A 16,480-nucleotide genomic window follows, 5' to 3' on the forward strand; every position below is an offset into this window, starting at 1 on the left:
GCATGATAAATAAATGAATAAGCTATTTAAAGTATACTCATTTATTGATAATGAGTTAGTATTTTTTCAGCACTACCGGCCTTATAGACTGTTTTATTCGCCTTTAGGTAAACGGTATTTTCTTCATTTGCAATAGTCACATTAATAATACCGGGTAAAGATTGTAATGTATTAATTAATTTTTCTTCCCCATGTTTATCCATGTTAGGTTTAGTGAGAATGATATTAATTTGCTGCGCATGAATCGTCATTGGCAAAGCAATAATAAACCATATTAATCCTAATAATGCATTTGTAATAAAAATAGCGTGAATACCTAGGTACTGGTATAAAACACCAGCGCTAAAACCGCCAATAAAAATCCCCAAAAACTGACAACTGGAATAGACCCCCATAGCAGTTCCTTTATTATTTACACTTGCTTGTTTAGATATTAATGAAGGTAAGCTTGCTTCAAGAATATTAAAAGCAGTGAAATAAAAGAGCATAACAAAGCAAAAAAAGATCCACTCGTTATGTAAAAATATAAGGACAAACTGAGTAGCTGCAGTGGCTATTACAGCAGATAAAAAAATAGGTTTCATAAATTGCTTTTTTTCAGCAAGAAAAATAAGCGGTACCATTAATACAAAAGAGAGAAGCATTAATGGTAGATAAAAGTGCCACTGGTGGGTTAACTGGCCTAGTTTCAACTGTTGTTGTAATAATAAAGGAATAGCAAAGAATGTAGCTGTTAAAATAAAATGTTGTAGAAAAATACCAAGATCTAAACGTTGCAAGTCTCTATTAATAAGTGTCGTTTTTAACAGTGATACTTTCGCTCCACTATCTGTATGAAAACTTTGTTTTTGCGGATTAGGAATGACACCATAAAGCATGGCTAAACCTAGAAGCGCTAATAAAGTGGTTAGATAAAAAATACCGGCTAAGCCATAATAGTGGGCAATTGCAGGACTAAGTACCATTGCTAGACTAAAAGAAATACCGATAGTCATCCCGATAACAGCCATTGCTCGGGTTCGCTCTTCATCAACAGTTAAATCAGCTAGTAAGGCAATTAACACACTGCCGATAGCGCCCATACCCTGTAAAATGCGGGCAATAATCATTCCATAGATAGAATGGGTTAAAGCGCCTACCAAACTACCAATAGCAAATAAAATTAAACCAATGGCTATCATTTTTTTTCTGCCATAGTAATCGGATAAAATGCCGAAAGGCATTTGTAATAAACCTTGGCTTAAGCCATAACTGCCTAAAGCAATACCAATTAAAGTAGGGGTAGCATGATTCAATTGACTAGCAAGGACTGTAAACACAGGGATTAGCATAAACAGGCCTAGCATGCGAAACGAGAAAATAGCTGCAATTGGAAAAGCGCTTTTTGACCAAGAATATTTCATGTAAATCTAAATGACTATGTTGAACATGAAATAGTACAAAGTTGAGCTGTTATGTACAAGTTGTTTTTCCGTTAAAATAGTCAAACATGTTTTTTTAGAAGGACTTCCACTGCTTGGGCTGTTAGTGGCTCACTTAATAAGAAGCCTTGAACTTCATCGCAATAACGTTCTTTAAGAAAGTTAATTTGTCTCTGATTTTCAACGCCTTCGGCTACAACTTTAAAGTTTAGGCTTTGAGCCATAGCAATAATGGCTTGAATAATAACCTCATCGCTTCGTGATTTACTAATATTTTTTATAAATGACTGATCTATTTTTAAACGATCAAATTGTATTCTTTTTAAATAATTTAAGCTTGAGTTTCCGGTGCCAAAATCATCAAGAACAATTTTAACACCCAGATTTTTTAATTCTTGCAGCGTACTTTGTACTTCAGGATTGACAATAATAACGTTTTCTATGATTTCAAGTTCTAAATATTGCGGTTCAATTTTGTATTTTTGTAAGATTGCTTCTAAACGCTTAGCAAAATTTCGTTGCCTTAGTTGTTGGGAGCCAATATTTATAGCCACTCTGATTCGAGGTAACCCTTGTGACTGCCAAATACTCATTTGTTGACAGACTTCATTAATGATTAAATCGCCAAGAGGAATAATTAACCCTGATTCTTCAGCTAGAGGAATAAATTCATTCGGTGATAATAGCCCTTTTTTTGGATGTTGCCAGCGAACAAGTGCCTCCACAGCTAATAAATCTTGATTCTGCACATTAAATTGTGGTTGATAAAGCATGAAAAATTCATGATTTTTAATAGCTGTTCTAAGTTCTGCTTCCTTTTGTAATTGTTTACTTAAATAGGGGTTAGCTCTGCGGGTATAAAATTTAAATTGATTTCCTCCCTTTTGCTTTGCTTGATACATAGCAACATCGGCATTTTTAAGCAAGGTATTAGCTGTTTTACCATGATAAGGATAAATACTAATACCGATACTGGGAGGCATAATTATTTCTTGATTACCAACTGATAAGGGTTTATTTAATGCAGTTATAATTTTTTGCGCAACATTAGCTGCTCCTTTTCCTTGTTCTAAGCCTGTTAAAATAATGACGAATTCATCACCGCCAAGGCGAGCTAATGTATCTTGAGAGCGTATAAGAGGAGCTATTCGTTTCGCAACTGCTTTTAATAATTTATCGCCTAAGTGATGCCCCCAACTGTCATTAACTAATTTGAATCGATCTAAGTCTATAAACAACACAGCGCAGTGACTTTCTTGCTGTGCACAAAATCTTATAGTATTAATAAGTTTTTCGTGAATAAGTGTTCTATTAGGCAATCCGGTTAATGGATCATGTGTTGCTTGGAATTGTAGTTTTTTCTCTAAGGAGGCTTTTTCAGTAATATCTCTAAAACTATAAATTCGCCCTACTATACTTGTATCAATGCAATGTGGTTGAGAATAATATTCGAAAGCTTTATTGTTTTTTCCTTCAATTATTTGCAAGTTACTTTCACTTATATTCTCTGCTAAGCAATTTACTTGGTTAGCAAAATCTTCTGGGTAGAGCAGTTGTTCTAAAATTGATTGTAAAATTAACGCAAAATTTCTGGCTTGTAAGAGTGGTCTAGAGAGATTCCACATATGAACGAATTGCTGATTATAATCTACTATCTTTCCAGTAAGATCAGTTACTAGAATGCCGTCAGTACTAGAATCTATTGTTGCTCTTAATAAGGATACTGATTGATTAAGAGATTGAGTACGCTCTGCGACAATTTGGCGTAAGGATTCTGTATGCAAGTTAGCTTCTTTAGTCAACAGCCATTTTCTAGTAAGTGCACTAGCAAGCTGTCGAACAGCAACTGTATCAAATGGCTTTTTTAAAATTAACAGGTTATCTGATAAACCTAACTGTTGTACTGTATCTTCCCAAGAATAATCTGAGTAAGCAGTACAAATAACTACTTGAACATTAGGATCTATTTCCCAAATATGTTTAATGGTTTCTAATCCGTCCCAGCCTGGTGGCATACGGATATCAACAAAAGCCAAGGCAAATGGCTTGCCTTCTTTAATTGCTAATTTTATCTTTTCTACCCCTTCTTGGCCTTGTTCTGCTGTTTCTATTTCGAATAAGGGTATGGGATTTTGTTGTATGTTATTTGTAGAAGTATTCCCAAATAATTCTTTATCTAATTCAAGCAACTTTGTTTTATTAATTGAAGTGGCTAGTACCTTGATAAAATCTTGATGAATTGCTGGATTATCATCAATAATAATTATTCGAAATTCAATTGATTGCTTACTCATTGCTGCACCTTTTTATAAGAAAATTTTTCATAAAGCAGTGCTAGAAAAGGATTAAAATAATAGTTTTTTTGGAATCTTAAGCCTACATATTTTTTTATTTTACAATCAGTTAGAGGGTTTCTTTGTCGTTTTTTAACATCCATTTATACGGCCCTCCTTCCTATATAATTATTTGCATAAAACATCCTGTTTAATATTAAACACCTATGAGCTTAATTATATCAATCATTTGTCTAAATATAGCACGAATACAGGATAAAAGTTGTAGTAATAGGGCTAACTCATGGTAGGAATACTTTGGCAAAATGGTGAAAATAACTTAACATTTGACAGTTACCAATATTGACGTTAGCTTTAGCCCTTTATTTAGATTTGGACGATAATATGAGTCTCATTTTTAATAACAAAGTAGCATTAATTACAGGCGGTGCTCGTGGTATTGGCCGTGCCACCGCATTAAAGTTAGCTAAAGCAGGTAGCAATATTGCTATTGTTTACTACAATAGCTCTGATGAAGCGCATCAATTAGTAGACGAAATCCAAGCACTTGGCCGCGAAGCAATTGCCATACAAGCAAATGTGGCAGATCAGCAATCAATTAAAGAGATGTTTATAGAGTTTCGCAAGTCATTTAATGAACTTCATTTTTTAATTAGCAACGCGGCTAGCGGTGTGCTTAAATCGGCTTTAAAAATGTCAACAAAGCATTGGCGATGGTGTCTAGAAACAAATGCATTGGCTTTAAATCATTTGGTACAAGAAGGAAAAGATTTAATGCCTAAGGGTAGTGCTGTAATTGCTCTGTCTAGTTTGGGGGCGCATCGTGCAATTCCTAATTATGCTTTTATTGGTGCATCAAAAGCAGCATTAGAAGCCTTAGTTCGTTCTCTTAGCCTTGAGTTGGCACCGTTTGATATTCGTGTTAATACTGTTTCTGCTGGTGTAGTTGATACTGACGCATTAAAATATTTTCCTAATCGTGAGCAATTACTTGATGAATCACAATCTCGTTCACTGGCTTCTCGGCCTTTAACCCCGGAAGATGTAGCTAATACTATCTATCTATTATGCTTACCTGAAGCTCAAATGATTAATGCCCACACCTTAGTGGTTGATGCTGGCTATAGCCAAGTGGGGTAGTTGTTTTACTCGATAATAATGAAGATTAAAAATAGCCAATAATCCTTCTATAGAACGCATAGCTCGGTATTAAAACTTTGTGATATACTCCTTAAATTTACAATTTAGCAGAATTCGAGGATATAAAATGAATGTAGAAAGCGTTTACCCAAAGGTAAGGGAAATTATCGCTGATGTTCTGGTTATTGATGAAGATGAAATAAAATTGGACAGTAGACTTATTACCGATTTAGGTGCTGAATCAATTGACTTCCTGGATTTAGTTTTTCAATTAGAAAAAGAATTTGGTATTAAAATTCCCCGCGGGCAATTAGAAAAAAATGCGCGTGGTGCACTTGCTGAAGATGAGTTTGAAAAAGGTGGTGTGTTAACTGAAGAGGGGATGCAAGCATTAAAGGATTATTTAACCGAAGTTCCAGAAGCATACTTTAAACCGAATTTAAAAGTAAATGAAATTCCAATGCTTTTTACAGTTGAAACGTTTTGTAAACTCGTCATTAATGCTGTAAATACTAATAAGTCTTGCGAAACTGTTGCCTGATGCGCTTTTTATTTGTTGATCAAATTCTAGAGCTCATTCCAGGCGCATTAATTCGGGGTATTAAACATATTACACCTGATGATAGTTACATTCATAAGAATGAAGAGGGGCAATATTATTTTGCCTCTTCTTTAATCGGTGAAACTTTAGGGCAGCTTGCGGCGTGGAATGTTATGTATACTAATAATTTCACTAAGCGCCCTGTAGCAGGCATTGTTGCTTCGGCGCATTTGTACCGACAGGCTTATATTGGTGAGACGCTTTTATTAGAATCAACAATTGATTCCTTAGATGAGCAGGCTGTCCAATATCATAGTGTTGCACGTATTGGTAATGAAGTAGTCTTTACAGTGGATGGCGCTTTAGGGCCTTTATTACCTATGGAAAATTTTATTAGTCAGGAAGAGATTCGTTGCCAGTTTAATGAAATTTATCGTCCGGGTGAGTGGTCGCGCTATCAAGAATTATTTGCAATAGATGGAGATGCTATTGCTCATTTAGGAGCGTTAAATCCTTTTAAAATATCTTTTGATAAAATCATTGAATATAAACCAGGCGAGTCAATGACAGCTGTCAAACGGATTAGCCGTAGTGCTCCTTATTTTCCAGATCATTTCCCTAATAAACCTGTTTTACCGATGACAATATTATTAGAATGTAAGTTACATTTAGCGCATTTATTTTTACAAAAAGCAGCCTTAATTGATCGTTATCAGGTTGCAGAATTACGTAAGATTAAAATGAGTGAGTTTGTTTATCCAGGCGATGTATTGTATTGTTATGTGTCTTTTGTACAGCAGAATGAACAGCAGTTGATCTTGAGATTTCGTAGTGAAGTTAATAGTAAAAGAGTATGTATTTTAGATGTCGTTATGACTGCAAAGGGTATTTAAATGAATAAACGAAGGGTTGCAGTAACTGGTTTAGGTGTTGTTTCACCTTTGGGGCATAATATCGATTCTACATGGCAAAATTTATTAGCAGGTCAATCAGGTATTGCGCCCATACAGCAATTTGACGCATCAGCTTTTCCTACTTATATTGCCGCTGAGGTAAAGCCTTTTCAACCTACTTATCAGAAAAGTAAACATAATCGTTTTGCCATGCATTTCACGCATTTTGCACTCGAGGCAGCAGAGCAAGCCTTTCTTGATGCAGGTATTAAACCTAACATGGCTGATGCTGAACGTTGGGGTGTTGTCACTGGTAGTGGCATGATGACAGCGGAATTTAATTATTTACATCGATTTCAACAGACGTGTGCTTTAGATGGTGACGTTGATTGGAAATTATTACAACAACAGGCAGATGAATTTTATCAATTAACAGATTTTGGTAAGACAACATCAAATTCAGGATTATCGCTACTTATTCAGCAATTTAATATTCGTGGTTATGCAGGCTCTGTGCATACGGCCTGTGCCTCGGGTGGGCAGGCTTTAGGGTTAGCAATGCAGGTAATCCAACGTGGCGAAGCGGATTTTATATTAGCTGGCGGTTTTGATTCTATGATTAATCCACTAGGCCTGTCTAGCTTCTGTCTATTAGGCGCTTTATCTACTTATAATACTACACCGGCTTCAGCAAGTCGGCCTTTTGATAAGACGCGTAATGGTTTTGTGTTAGGAGAGGGCGCTGCTTTCTTAATTTTAGAGGAATGGGGAAAAGCAAAAGCACGTGGTGCAAAAATATATGCTGAGTTGGCTGGTGAAGGTAATTCGCTTAGCTCTTATCGTATTACTGATTCGCATCCCAATGGTGATGGCGCTATTCAAGCAATAGAGCGGGCCTTATATGATGCAGGAGTAGATGCAGCCGAAGTTGACTATATTAATGCCCATGGTACCTCTACTAAAATGAATGACTTAAGTGAAACAAATGCTATTAAAGCTGTGTTTGGTGAACATGCCTATGGATTACCTGTAAGTTCGACTAAAAGTCAAACTGGCCATTTGATCGCTGCCGCCGGGGCTTTAGAAGCAGTTTTATCGGTCTTATCTATAAAACATCAACAAATTCTGCCCACTTGCAATTTAACAACACCTGATCCTGAATGTGATTTAGATTATGTCACTGATGGACCTCGCGAGAAATCGTTAGGTGTTGTACTATCTAATTCATTTGGGTTTGGCGGCTCAAATAGCTGTTTGCTGTTTAAGCACCCTGAATTGAGAGGATGACTTAAATGAGCAATGAATGTAACAATCGTGTTTTTATTACAGGTTTAAGTGCTTTAACTGCTTGCGGTGATACGGCTGAATCAACATGGGATGCTGTTTTAGCAGGACAGAGTGGATTAGACCAAATTAATTACTGGGATATTTCTTCTTGGCCTAGCTCAATAGGCGGTGAATTAAAAAATTTTAATCCCGCTCGCATGTTACCTGATCGAAAGTTAATTAAAGTTATTTCACGTCAGGATGTGATGGGAATTCATGCAGCAATTAAGGCAGTTGAAGATAGTCAATTCTTAACATATAGAGAAAATTTACCAAACCAAGATATTTTTAACGAAAATACAGCGATTTATGTTGGCTCACCTGGTAATAAATATTTTCAACAATATGATTTCTTACCGCTTTTAGCTAAAACGAATGGCAATATGTCTGAGTTTGCCAAACATTTATTTGATGAAGTACACCCTATGTGGTTACTGCGTATTTTACCTAATAATGTTCTAGCTTATACAGGTATTACTTATAATTTTAAAGGCCCTAATCACAATATAACAAATCATGCTGTCGGTGGAACCCAAGCTATCCTTGAAGCGTTTCATGCTATTAAAAGTGGACAAGCTGAACGAGCTATTGTTGTTGCATATGATATGGGTGTTGAACCACAAGCGCTATTTTATTATGACAAGTTAGGTGTTATTAGTAAAAAGCATTTAAAACCTTTTGATAAAGAGCATGATGGTACACTGCTTGCTGAAGGCGCTGCTGCTATTGTTTTGGAAAGCCAAGCAAGTGTACAGGCGCGTGATGCATTTTGTTATGCTGAAGTATTAGGTGGTATGGCTGCAACAGAGGGCGCTGGTTTGTTTTCTTTAACTAATGACGGTAGTCCCTTAGCTGATTTACTTGTTAAAACGTTAGAATCTTTAAACCTTGCCCCAGCAGAGATTGATTTGATTGTTGCGCATGGTAATGGCAATACAAAATCAGATGATACTGAAGCGCAAGCGATTAAATCTGTGTTTGATAAATACGAAGTGCCGGTTACCGCTTTTAAATGGGCCATGGGACATACGTTATGTGCTTCAGGCTTAATTGATGCTGTTTTAACAACTTATTCACTAAAAAATCGTTGCATACCAGGCATCGCTAATTTTTCTGAGCTGGCAGCAAATTGTAGCAGTTTAAATATAAGTAAAGAGCATCGTTTATTACAAGAGCAAAGCCCAATTGCTGTTATGATAAATCGCGGTTTTGCAAGTATGAATGCTTGTTTGGTTATTAAAGCGCATGGATAACTGGGCTGAAAAAATTTCTAAGTTACCCGTTACTTTAATAGGGCGTCTAATTTATAAATTTCTGCCTTATCGGCGTTCTGTAATCCTTAATAATATTAATCAGGTATTTGGCGATCAATTAAACGAGTCTCAAAAAAAACATTTAACCAAAGCTTTTTACTCTCATCTGGCTATTTCTATTAAAGAAACAATTTTATTGCGGTTTATGCGAGAGAAGACGCTTAAGGAACGTGTGGAAGTACGTGGTCATGAGCGTATGTTAGATATTGTTGCTAAAGGGCGCGGTGTTCTTGTATTAACAGGACATTTTGGTAATTGGGAGTTTGCACCACTTGGGGGTATTTTAAATTTTAAGCAATTCCAAGGACAATTTCATTTTATAAGACGTACATTAGGTAATAAAACAATAGAGCGTATCCTCTTTCGTCGTTATTATAAAGCAGGCTTAAATGTTATTCCAAAGAAAAACTCTTTGCAACAAGTATGCGACGCTTTAGATCAAAATCACGCCGTCATTTTTGTTTTAGATCAGCACGCATCTTTAAAAAACAGAGATGGAATTGCAGTAGAATTTTTTGGCAAGAAAGCAGGAACTTATCGCAGTTTAGCAAGCTTTGCTCGTCATACTGGCGTTCCTGTAGTTCCAGCAGCCGGTTATCGTTTACCTAATGGGCGACACGTACTTGAATTTCATGAGCCAATTTTGTGGCAAGAATACGCTAATACTCAAGAAGCAATCTACCATAATACTCTACGATATAATCAAGCGTTAGAACGCATTATTTTAGAGCATCCAGCGCAATGGATGTGGTTACATAAGCGCTGGAAGTTAAAAGATACGTAATTTTATTTAATACGTCCATGTAAGCAGCTTTAGTAGATTGAACTACTAGTTTGTATCTTTTGATCAACAGTTTTTTTAGGATTTCCTTTGGGGGCTTTGAGGTCTAGATCTTGCTATATTGGCATTAGGCCCATTATTAATTTGAACATCTGCAACTGCCTTATTAAAAAATTGCGGCGCATAAGTGTTATTATTGCCTGAATAGATAGCGACGGTATTAGTCTCACCTTGATCTTTAAAAGGTCTCACATCATCTTCAGCATCTTTGGGATTTGATACTGCTGGTTGAATGTTTAATTCTTTCTGGATCATTGATTCTCTAATAATATGCAGAGGAGGCTTTAAATTAAAAATTAACTCGATAACTGTTTTTAAAATAGTTTGTTGACGCAATTCGCCTTTTTCATAGCAAATAACATCATAGCCAACTGTATCACGTAATGGATCACCATGTTCAATATAATTACGTAAGGTACGAATAGCCTCATAATCTTCATTTAAATAGCTGCAAAATTGAGCCTCTGAAAAATGTTTAATTCTATCTAAATGCTGTAAGAGGTGCCCCGCGTTATATTCAATGGCATCATTAAGCTGGCGATTGAGCTCTAGTTGGTGAGCAAGTTGCTTACGTCCCTTCAAAGTATGATAACGATCCCAATCTTTAAGTGTTTGATAGGGATGCCCTTTAATTAAATAGCCTTCTTCTAATAGAAATTCTTCAATATTTTCTAGTGCCTCAATGGCTAAGGAGATACGTTTAAGTGGATTTAACAGGTGCTCTGTTATAGGATCTTGCTTAAATAATTTAGCTAACTCTCTTAGGGTAGGGAAAAATATAAATCGACTTTCCTTTTCTAATTCCCGCTTTTTTGCTTCTGCTTCTAATGCTTGGCGTTTGAGGTTTCTTTCTTTTTCTGTTGTCTGAACTGCATCGGTTTTAGGAAAGATAGCTGTAAGCTTTTTATAGCGCTCTTTATTGTCTGAACGCGGCGGTAGATAACGAAAGATTTCTCCTTGTATTTTTTTATTGGGAATGGGTGCTATGCCCGCAAAAATATTACGGCATTCATCAATAATTTCTTTTGGCGCCATTTTCTCAATAAGCGCATCTATAAATAGTTTCTCGTCCACTTCTGACACACGCCGCGTTACTGCTTGTGCCTCTTCTGGCTCATCATTTGCGTGAGAACTTATTTTACTTGTATAACGTTGTAGAATTTGCAACCATCTCTTTTGGGAGTCATGCTCATACTTACCAATTTGACTTTCACGCATTTTAAGAAGCTGTGGGATTTTTTTCCAAAACTCACTAAATTCATCACCAACAATTCTTTCTAAACGTGATATATCAGACAGTAATAAATCAATTTTATATTTGTTATCTCGCTCATCGGGATGACAGAGACCATCTCTTACTGTAACAAACGCTCCCCAATCGATAGTATCGTCTAAATCGGTAATTTCCCTAGAAAGTTTTTTACCCGTACACAGTTCGCCTATAGCTTGTAAACGGCGTAGGGCTGCATGTTGGCCAGATTTCTTAGATAAATCAAAGCGCTGTTGATAGGACTTATTATTTTCTGATAAGGGATTAATTAGAAAAGTTTGCTCGTAAGTTAACTGATTTTTTTCATATAACTTAGATTCTTCATGCTCAGAATAATTAAACAAATTAAGTAAATTATAAAGCGTTAGAGTATCTCCGATATGGCTCGTGAAAGCTTTAATTGCAATTAAAGATATAGGTGGTATAGGTATATCTTGTAATCGGTTTTGGCTATTTAAAATCAGTTCGAAAAAATCATGTAGAATTGGCAGATCCATACTAACTATAGAAGGAACAGCATCTTCAACAACTTCTTCTAAATCTCGACATTCATCATAAAGTCTTAAAAAAACATCAGGAAAGCTTTGCTGCAGATTGCTTAACTGTAACTGCATAGGTAATAAAATATAGCGCTCGTTATTTTTAATTCGTACTAAACCACCTAGCTGTTCAAAGGTATGCCAAGTGAAGGGGGCAGGGCCAAAAAGCTTTTTATACCGTTCACGGAATTCACCTGATAAATTACGGATAGTTATCGAAATTCGCTCTAAATTGTTTCTTGCTTGCTCCAAGGTCACATCTGAAATAACTTTTATTTCGAATTCATCTGCATTAAAGGTTACAAGAATTCGTTTACCTGCAGCTAGATCATAATAATGTGAAATATGATTAATAGTTTGTAGAATAAACTCTAGCCTTTGTAAGTCATATTGAGCATTATCTCGATCTCTTTGAAAGCTCTCTTTTGAAGGTAGGTCATTAAATAATTTGTCAATTCGATCGCGTTGCTGCTTGTAAGTTAATTCAAGATTACTTAGTATTTTTTGTTTAATATTGTAACGATGAGCATCAAGTAAGGTATAATTTCCAGCTAACTGTTGATTAACATCTACTCCAGCATCTTTTAACAGATTAAATAAACCAATACTGGGATTTTCTACAGCGTAAAAGATTGGACTTTTACCCAACTTGTCTTTTTTATTAAGATGTATTTGAATCCTATCTTTATAATTTAAAAGTGTTGCAATTAATTGCAGGCGAGTGTTGTCATCATTTTTACACTTCTGGCAAAGAATTAATAAAGCTTTAGTGTAGTTCTTCTTACTTACATATTTAAAAAAACGATCAAATGATTTGGTTGTTGTTATTTTTTTTAGATCAGACAGTAAATTTTGATGGGCTTGTTGGGTTGGCATTCATTTAACTCCAGAAAACTCTGTTAAACTTGATAGTTAGTACTTAATAGTCCAAACAAATAAATAATAATTAAACAAATTTAATTTATTTGAAACAACAAAGTTGCTTTTATATCATTTTGATTATTTTTTGTCTACATGAAGTTGTAAATTCAAGCGATATTTGTTCAAATTGTCTATTTTATACGCAAAAAAAGTTAAGTAATCCTACAAGGATTTAATGACAAATTATATAGAAACCTAGAGTAAATGCGGCATTTTCAAAATTTGTAATAACTAGAATAATTATTTTTCCCAAAAATGACGCGAAAAAAGAATAAGCAAGGAAAATATTTCCAATCGTCCCGCTATCATAGCAAAAATGAGCACCCATTTGCTTGGTAAATTTAAAGCAGCAAAATTAGAGCTAATTGTACCGATGCCTGCTCCAGCATTGGCTAAGCTTGCGATAACAGCCGAAAAAGCCGTTATAAAGTCATTATTGAAAGCCATTAGAAGGAGTACTAAAGTCCAAAATAAGGCGATAAAGACAGAAATAAAACTCCACATGGACTGTAAAACAGATTCTGATAAGGCATGCTTACCAAACTTAATATTAAAAACGGCGTTGGGATGGATTAATCGAGCCATTTCCCGCTTACTTTGTTTAAATAACAGTAAAGCACGAATAACTTTAATGCCGCCACTTGTAGAAGCAGCACATCCCCCAACTAAGGCAAGTAATATAATGAGTAAAGGTACAAAGGTTGGCCAATAACCAAAAGGTTGGGACAGAAAGCCTGTTGTGGTCGCAAGTGAGATAATATTAAATAAGCTTTTAATTAGGGTATGGTGACTTGCATTAAAAAAACCATACAACACTAAACTAAAGGTGACAATTAAGGTTGCTATTAGCAAAAAAGCTAGATAAGAACGAAATTCTTCATCTTGCCAATAATGAGAGAGGGTTCTTTTTCTAAAAGCGGTGAAGTGGAGCGCAAAATTAGTACCTCCTAATAACATAAAAAAGCAGGCAACTAACTCAATACCTTCATTATGGTAGTAAGCAAAACTAGCATCATGCATAGAAAAGCCGCCTGTAGAGACCGTAGCAAAACTCTCACCTAAGGCATCAAACCAATCCATACCTGCTGCCCAATAACATAACATACAAAGCAAAGTTAACAGTACATAAATGGACCATAAAGCTTTAGCCGTTTGGGCAATGCGGGGCGTAAGTTTACTGTCTTTAAGGGGACCTGGTGTTTCGGCTTTATAAAGTTGCATACCGCCAACACCTAGCATAGGTAAAATCGCTACGGCCAAAACCACAATTCCCATTCCTCCTAAAAATTGTAATTGTTGTCTATAAAATAAAAGTGCATTGGGTAAGCCATCTAAATGCGTAATAATACTGGCGCCTGTGGTTGTAAAGCCTGATACAGATTCAAAAACGGCATCTGTAATATGATGCCCATTAAGCGCAATGACAAAAGGAAGTGAGGCAAAAAAGCATAATACAAACCAAAATAATACGACAATTAAAAAGCCATCACGTATTTTTAATTCATGATTCTCATGTCTAAATAACAAAGCAAAAAAGGCTCCGATACTAAACGTGCAAGTAAAGGCTGCAATAAAGGGAAACCAGAAATGCTCATGGAAAATAAAATTAAATACTAAAGGCGTTAGCATACTGATGCTAAACATCATTAAAAGCAAACCTAGTAAACGCAAGATGGTTTTAATCTGCATGATAAAATTTGATACAGTAAAATATTAATTGTGGCTGCTACATTATAGTGACTTATTTTTAATAAAAAAGTTAATTAATTAATTCATAAAGGTTAATGTCACCTGAAATAACGTTTCCAATTGACGTATATATCGTCTTTTAAGTAAAAGTAAAATGATGTGATCATTTGACTCAACTATTAATTCAGGGGATGCTAAAATAGGCTTGTTATCACGAATAATGGCTGCAATAATACAGCTTGGTGGTACCTCAATTTCATCTAATCTTCGGCCTACCACATGTGATGTATAATGATCACCATGGGTAATCAGTTCGATTGCTTCAGCTTCCCCGTTTTGTAGTCTATGTACCTTAACCATATGACCACCACGTAATTTTGCTAATATACAGCCTATTGTAATGAGCTGCGGTGAAATGGCTTGATCAATAGCACTGTCTTTAATTAATTCTACATAAGCATGACGATTTACAAGTGCCATGGATTGCCGCACACCCAAACGCTTAGCTTGTAAGCAAGACATAATATTGGCTTCATCATCATCAGTCACTGCACAAAAAACATCAGTAAATTCGATATTTTCGTTAATTAGTAAATCACAGTCAGCAATATCACCTTGTAAAACTGTTCCTCTATTTAATTGCGAAGCTAAATCCATTGTACGATCGATATTATGATCAATAACCTTAATACGGTAACTTGACTCTAATGTTTGCGCAAGCTGCGAACCTATATGACCACCGCCTGCTATGATGATACGTCGATTAGGAGGCGCATAGCATCCTAAAACAATCATGATATGTTGAATAGCTTGAGGCGGCGCAATAAATAAAATTAAATCATCTATTTGTAATTTTGTGTCCAAACTATGATCAATAGCAGTATTGTTACGAAAAATGGTGATAATACGAAAATCAATGTGAGTAAGCTTTTGCTGCAGGGTGGAAAGCTTTTGATCTACCATCGCACTGTCTGCGGCAAGCTTAATCGTTACCATTAATAATAAACCCTCTCCAAACTCAAAAACTTGAGTAGCGCCTGGGTAGTCAATAAGATTCTGAATATGCTCGGTAATCAATTTCTCAGGACTAATACATACATCAACTGGTACATGATCTTTATGGAAAAGCTCAGGATAATTATAATAATGCTGGGAGCGAATACGCGCTATTTTCATGGGCGTGCGAAATAAACTATAGGCTATTTGACAGCCTATCATATTAATTTCATCACTATTGGTTACAGCAATTAGCATATCTGCTTGTTCTATGCCTGCTTCTATGAGAACACTTGGATGAGAGCCAGAACCATGCACTGTTTGAATATCTAAACGATGACCTAAATCACGTAGTTTACTTTCATCTAGATCAATTAGGGTAATATCGTTTTCTTCCCGAGCAAGATTACGTGCTAGAGTGCCGCCCACTTGGCCGGCTCCAAGAATTACAATTCGCATAATCTTCCCTCGTAAACAAAGGTTGCGGGCCCTGTTAAAAAAGCAGAGGTTGATAAGCCTGACCAGTCGACACGTAGCTTTCCTCCTAGAAGAACAACGTCAATTGGACTTTTTAAATGGTGAAATAATTGGGCTGCTATGGCTGCTGCAAGTGCGCCACTGCCACAAGCTTGCGTTTCACCACAACCTCTTTCATAAACACGCAACGCAATTTGATGTTCATTTATAATTTTCATAAACCCGGCGTTTGTTTGTTCTGGAAAAAGGGGATGCTCACTAATTTCTTTACCTAACTCTATAACTGGCGTATGAATTAAATCATCAACAACTGTAATAGCATGTGGATTTCCTACGCTTAAAGCATGTACCTGATGACTTTTGCCATTTTTTAAGGGTAGCGAATAAAGAGGCATCTGCTTTAAAATTTTCAATGGAATACGGTTGGGTTCAAAAATAGGCTGGCCGACATCAACTGTTACAGTATTATCAGGGTTTATTTGTAAAGACATATTCGTTGTTTTGGTAGCAATGCGAATTTGGGTTTTTGCTGTTAACCCATAATATTTTACAAAGCGTGCTAAACAACGAGCGCCATTGCCACATTGGCCAACTTCCTGTCCATCGGCATTAAAGATTCGATAGAAGAAATCAATGTTATCATCTTGGCTGGCTTCAACTATTAAGCACTGATCAAAACCAATGCCCGTATGACGATTGGCTAAGCTAGGTATGTTTAATTGGCTTAAATCAATTTTTTGTCTTACAGCATCAATAACAATAAAATCATTACCTAAGCCATGCATTTTAGTAAAGTGAAGAGGCATAATATTTTCAATC

The 16,480-nt window shown here is 35.9% G+C and carries 12 protein-coding genes; 6 read left to right on the top strand and 6 right to left on the bottom strand.

Annotated elements, in window-relative coordinates; all coding sequences use genetic code 11:
• Positions 1-41: 41 nt before the first annotated feature.
• Together DYH30_RS01815 and DYH30_RS01820 are read right to left on the bottom strand one after the other, a co-directional pair.
• Positions 42-1,403 carry an MFS transporter gene (locus DYH30_RS01815; protein ID WP_115329975.1) on the bottom strand — a complete coding sequence of 454 codons (1,362 nt, stop codon included), beginning with the start codon at positions 1,401-1,403 and terminating at the stop codon, positions 42-44.
• 80 nt (positions 1,404-1,483) lie between these two features.
• Positions 1,484-3,715: an EAL domain-containing protein gene (locus DYH30_RS01820; protein ID WP_115329977.1), complete on the bottom strand. Its 2,232-nt coding sequence runs from the start codon at positions 3,713-3,715 to the stop codon at positions 1,484-1,486.
• Positions 3,716-4,099: 384 nt separating this feature from the next.
• Here DYH30_RS01820 and fabL point away from each other — a divergent pair, with 384 nt between their 5' ends.
• From fabL to DYH30_RS01850, 6 genes are all read left to right on the top strand, one after another.
• Positions 4,100-4,855, top strand: coding sequence for an enoyl-[acyl-carrier-protein] reductase FabL (fabL, locus tag DYH30_RS01825; protein WP_115332465.1), 756 nt, complete (start codon positions 4,100-4,102; stop codon positions 4,853-4,855).
• A gap of 127 nt (positions 4,856-4,982) precedes the next feature.
• Complete coding sequence (locus DYH30_RS01830) at positions 4,983-5,396, top strand: acyl carrier protein (RefSeq protein WP_115329979.1); 414 nt, start codon at positions 4,983-4,985, stop codon at positions 5,394-5,396.
• A complete protein-coding gene (locus DYH30_RS01835) occupies positions 5,396-6,289 on the top strand; it encodes an ApeI family dehydratase (RefSeq protein WP_115329981.1) in 894 nt (297 codons plus the stop codon). Before DYH30_RS01830 ends, DYH30_RS01835 begins: the two co-directional genes overlap by 1 nt.
• Complete coding sequence (locus DYH30_RS01840; RefSeq protein WP_115329983.1) at positions 6,290-7,576, top strand: beta-ketoacyl-[acyl-carrier-protein] synthase family protein; 1,287 nt, start codon at positions 6,290-6,292, stop codon at positions 7,574-7,576.
• 5 nt (positions 7,577-7,581) lie between these two features.
• Positions 7,582-8,868 (top strand): beta-ketoacyl-[acyl-carrier-protein] synthase family protein, encoded by a 1,287-nt coding sequence (locus DYH30_RS01845; RefSeq protein ID WP_115329985.1) that lies wholly within the window; start codon positions 7,582-7,584, stop codon positions 8,866-8,868.
• On the top strand, positions 8,837-9,712 hold the full coding sequence (locus DYH30_RS01850; protein WP_423202845.1) for a lysophospholipid acyltransferase family protein: 876 nt from the start codon (positions 8,837-8,839) through the stop codon (positions 9,710-9,712). The genes DYH30_RS01845 and DYH30_RS01850 overlap by 32 nt, the downstream gene beginning before the upstream one ends.
• Positions 9,713-9,787: 75 nt before the next feature.
• Here the strand turns inward: DYH30_RS01850 and DYH30_RS01855 are convergent, their stop codons facing one another.
• From DYH30_RS01855 to dapF, 4 genes are all read right to left on the bottom strand, one after another.
• Complete coding sequence (locus DYH30_RS01855) at positions 9,788-12,454, bottom strand: ankyrin repeat domain-containing protein (protein ID WP_115329987.1); 2,667 nt, start codon at positions 12,452-12,454, stop codon at positions 9,788-9,790.
• Between the two features lie 285 nt (positions 12,455-12,739).
• Positions 12,740-14,146 carry a TrkH family potassium uptake protein gene (locus DYH30_RS01860; protein ID WP_242604774.1) on the bottom strand — a complete coding sequence of 469 codons (1,407 nt, stop codon included), beginning with the start codon at positions 14,144-14,146 and terminating at the stop codon, positions 12,740-12,742.
• A 120-nt stretch (positions 14,147-14,266) separates the two neighbouring features.
• Positions 14,267-15,643, bottom strand: coding sequence for a Trk system potassium transporter TrkA (trkA, locus tag DYH30_RS01865; protein ID WP_115329991.1), 1,377 nt, complete (start codon positions 15,641-15,643; stop codon positions 14,267-14,269).
• Complete coding sequence (gene dapF / locus DYH30_RS01870; protein WP_115329993.1) at positions 15,631-16,467, bottom strand: diaminopimelate epimerase; 837 nt, start codon at positions 16,465-16,467, stop codon at positions 15,631-15,633. Before dapF ends, trkA begins: the two co-directional genes overlap by 13 nt.
• Positions 16,468-16,480 lie beyond the last annotated feature (13 nt).

Source organism: Legionella busanensis (assembly GCF_900461525.1).
GTDB classification, from domain to species: domain Bacteria; phylum Pseudomonadota; class Gammaproteobacteria; order Legionellales; family Legionellaceae; genus Legionella_C; species Legionella_C busanensis.

What these genes read in the sequence shown, in the direction of transcription:
- DYH30_RS01850 (WP_423202845.1), top strand. Translation starts at nt 8,837, where the DNA reads ATGCTTGTTTGGTTATTAAAGCGCATGGATAACTGGGCTGAAAAAATT.
- DYH30_RS01830 (WP_115329979.1), top strand. Translation starts at nt 4,983, where the DNA reads ATGAATGTAGAAAGCGTTTACCCAAAGGTAAGGGAAATTATCGCTGAT.
- DYH30_RS01860 (WP_242604774.1), bottom strand. Translation starts at nt 14,146, where the DNA reads ATGATGTTTAGCATCAGTATGCTAACGCCTTTAGTATTTAATTTTATT.
- DYH30_RS01855 (WP_115329987.1), bottom strand. Translation starts at nt 12,454, where the DNA reads ATGCCAACCCAACAAGCCCATCAAAATTTACTGTCTGATCTAAAAAAA.
- dapF (WP_115329993.1), bottom strand. Translation starts at nt 16,467, where the DNA reads ATGCCTCTTCACTTTACTAAAATGCATGGCTTAGGTAATGATTTTATT.
- DYH30_RS01845 (WP_115329985.1), top strand. Translation starts at nt 7,582, where the DNA reads ATGAGCAATGAATGTAACAATCGTGTTTTTATTACAGGTTTAAGTGCT.
- DYH30_RS01835 (WP_115329981.1), top strand. Translation starts at nt 5,396, where the DNA reads ATGCGCTTTTTATTTGTTGATCAAATTCTAGAGCTCATTCCAGGCGCA.
- DYH30_RS01840 (WP_115329983.1), top strand. Translation starts at nt 6,290, where the DNA reads ATGAATAAACGAAGGGTTGCAGTAACTGGTTTAGGTGTTGTTTCACCT.
- fabL (WP_115332465.1), top strand. Translation starts at nt 4,100, where the DNA reads ATGAGTCTCATTTTTAATAACAAAGTAGCATTAATTACAGGCGGTGCT.
- DYH30_RS01820 (WP_115329977.1), bottom strand. Translation starts at nt 3,715, where the DNA reads ATGAGTAAGCAATCAATTGAATTTCGAATAATTATTATTGATGATAAT.
- trkA (WP_115329991.1), bottom strand. Translation starts at nt 15,643, where the DNA reads ATGCGAATTGTAATTCTTGGAGCCGGCCAAGTGGGCGGCACTCTAGCA.
- DYH30_RS01815 (WP_115329975.1), bottom strand. Translation starts at nt 1,403, where the DNA reads ATGAAATATTCTTGGTCAAAAAGCGCTTTTCCAATTGCAGCTATTTTC.